Raw genomic sequence first — 2,492 nt, 5'->3', positions numbered from 1 at the left:
TGGTCGCTCATTTGCGACTTCCTTATGTTAACATCTTCGTTAGTTAATGTCAACTAAGTTTTTTATTTCGTTTGTCGCTTTCGACGTTATTGTCATCGGTGACTTGTTCTATATTACACTTCATTTATATAATCGTCAATACATTATTTTAAAAAACTTTATATTTTATAGAATTCATTTACGTAATCAAATTATCTATTTACGTATTTCTTCTATAGTTATATACAAGCACCCCACAGAACTATCTATAGGGTGCTATTCCATCATAAAAGCTATTGTTCTTTTGACGGCACTGAACAACTTCCATCAGTACAAGAAAGGTCGCTTCCACCATCTACTGAAAGTTCCTGTAACTTCGGTGCAGGATTCTCTTCTTCCCAAACTTGCTGGAGTGCACCAACAAAAGTTTCAAGTGGTTGTGCACCTGAAATAGCATACTTTTGATTAATAATAAAATAAGGCACTCCCGAAATTTGATATTGCTGAGCAATCGCTTCTTCAATTCTAACATCATTTGCGTACGCATTTTTATCATTAATAACATTTAAAGCTTCTTGCTTATCTAAACCTGAAGCTTCAGCAATAGTAGCAAGTGTATCCACATCACTTAAATTTTTCGATTCAGTGAAATATGCAAAAAGTAGATTTTCCGTAATCTCCTTTTCTTTTCCATGATTCTTTGCAAACTTCGCAAGACGATGCGCATCAAACGTATTCGTCGGCTTCATCTCATCAAAATTAAAACTTAAACCCATACTAGCTGCATGATTTCCTAGCTGTACGTTATTACGCTTAGCTTCTTCAATACTAATCCCATACTTTGATGCAAGCACTTCATTAATACTTGTTCCAGAGTAAACGGGAGTATTCGGATCCAACTCAAAACTTTTAAACTCAACTTCAACATCCTTCTTATGTGGAAATTGCTCTAAAGCCATCTCTAATCTATGTTTCCCAATATAGCAAAATGGGCATACAAAATCCGACCAAACCTCAATTTTCATATAAACACCTCATTAACATTTAGTTTTCAATCATTGTAGCACTGAGATTAAGGAATTCAAAAGTTTTTGCTCTATCTCCTTCATATAGTACATACAAAAATACACTTATAGCAGACTACCTAATTAACAAAAAAAACGATAATCAAAAGGATTAACTATTATCCCTCCGATTATCGTCTATATAAATGCAACAACTTTAATTATGCCGGAATATACTTCCCTACGAACTTCCATACGGTATTCCAATATTTATTCGAATCTACTTTCTCCGCTTCTCCATGCCCAGCACCTGGAACAATTAATTTCTCTTTTTCTACTTTTGCAGCATTATATACTTCATCTAACATTTCAAAAGGAACGAATGTATCAGCATCCCCATGAATGAATAGCATAGGTGTTTTACTTTTCGCTACTTGTTTTACAGCTGAAGCTTCTTCTAAATCATATCCAGCTCTTAATTTTGTAACTGTATTTGCCGCATTCATAACAGGAAACTTCGGCAAGTGGAATAAATCTTTTAGCTGATAAGTAAATTCATCAATAACGGTTGAGTATCCACAATCTTCAATAATAACTTTAACATTAGAAGGTAAATCTTCTCCTGAAGTCATCATTACAGTTGCCCCGCCCATTGAAACACCAAATAGAGCTATTTCAGTATTAGGATCTTTCTTTAAGATTTGTTGAATCCAAATCAAAACATCTTTACGATCATGCCAGCCCATACCAACATAATCCCCTTCACTATTTCCGTGCCCACGAAGGTCTGGTGCTATGACATTATAGCCTTGTTCATAAAAGTTACGAATATATTTCGTCATTTCTGATGCTCTACCATTGTATCCATGAACCACAATTGCCCATTTATGACTAGATTGTTCATTCATATATTCATAGCCTTTTAAATTCATTTTATCGAAAGAACGTATAGTTAATGTGTTAGGTTTATACTTCGATACGAAGTTCGCATTCTTTTCTTCATTTGTAGCCAATACATCTCCCGATGCATTTACCGTTTCTACTAAATGAGGATTATCTTGTAAAAACTCTTTTTCTTGTTTCGCATTCAACGCGTAGTTATAAAAATAATTCCCAACTAACATATACACGATTACTAGAAGGACTAAGACTACTATAGTAATTATACCTATCCTTTTCATATTATCTCCTTTTCTAACTTAAATCTTCTTATATTAAAGTACATCAAAAAAACAACTGTACTATTTTAACACACTGGTGAATTTTATCTTTAAGAAATAAAATAGAAAATCTTAAATTACATATCAAAAATCACGAAAGAAATCGAATAAAACTTATATAGATATGTAATTAGCTTTGAAAAAAAGTTACAAAACACAAAAAAGACGAGTCATTCTGACTCGTCTTAAGCTTGCTTGGCGACGTCCTACTCTCACAGGGACAAGGTCCCAACTACCATCGGCGCTAGAGAGCTTAACTTCCGTGTTCGGTATGGGAACGGGTGTGACC

Annotated in this window: 2 protein-coding genes and 1 rRNA gene; all 3 read right to left on the bottom strand. The window is 34.0% G+C overall.

Features of this window, described 5'->3' with window-relative positions; genetic code table 11:
• Positions 1-272: 272 nt before the first annotated feature.
• Positions 273-1,004 (bottom strand): DsbA family oxidoreductase, encoded by a 732-nt coding sequence (locus ASE54_RS28200; RefSeq protein ID WP_000687913.1) that lies wholly within the window; start codon positions 1,002-1,004, stop codon positions 273-275.
• Positions 1,005-1,204: 200 nt separating this feature from the next.
• On the bottom strand, positions 1,205-2,164 hold the full coding sequence (locus ASE54_RS28195) for an alpha/beta hydrolase (RefSeq protein ID WP_000821106.1): 960 nt from the start codon (positions 2,162-2,164) through the stop codon (positions 1,205-1,207).
• Between the two features lie 232 nt (positions 2,165-2,396).
• Positions 2,397-2,492 (bottom strand): 5S ribosomal RNA (gene rrf / locus ASE54_RS28190); the annotation flags it as partial.

Origin of the sequence: Bacillus sp. Root131, from assembly GCF_001429475.1 — a bacterium.
Taxonomy (GTDB): Bacteria; Bacillota; Bacilli; order Bacillales; family Bacillaceae_G; genus Bacillus_A; species Bacillus_A thuringiensis_S.
Note: the sequence above shows the minus strand (reverse complement) of the source record. Positions and strands in the feature narration are given on the sequence as shown.

What these genes read in the sequence shown, in the direction of transcription:
- ASE54_RS28200 (WP_000687913.1), bottom strand. Translation starts at nt 1,004, where the DNA reads ATGAAAATTGAGGTTTGGTCGGATTTTGTATGCCCATTTTGCTATATT.
- ASE54_RS28195 (WP_000821106.1), bottom strand. Translation starts at nt 2,164, where the DNA reads ATGAAAAGGATAGGTATAATTACTATAGTAGTCTTAGTCCTTCTAGTA.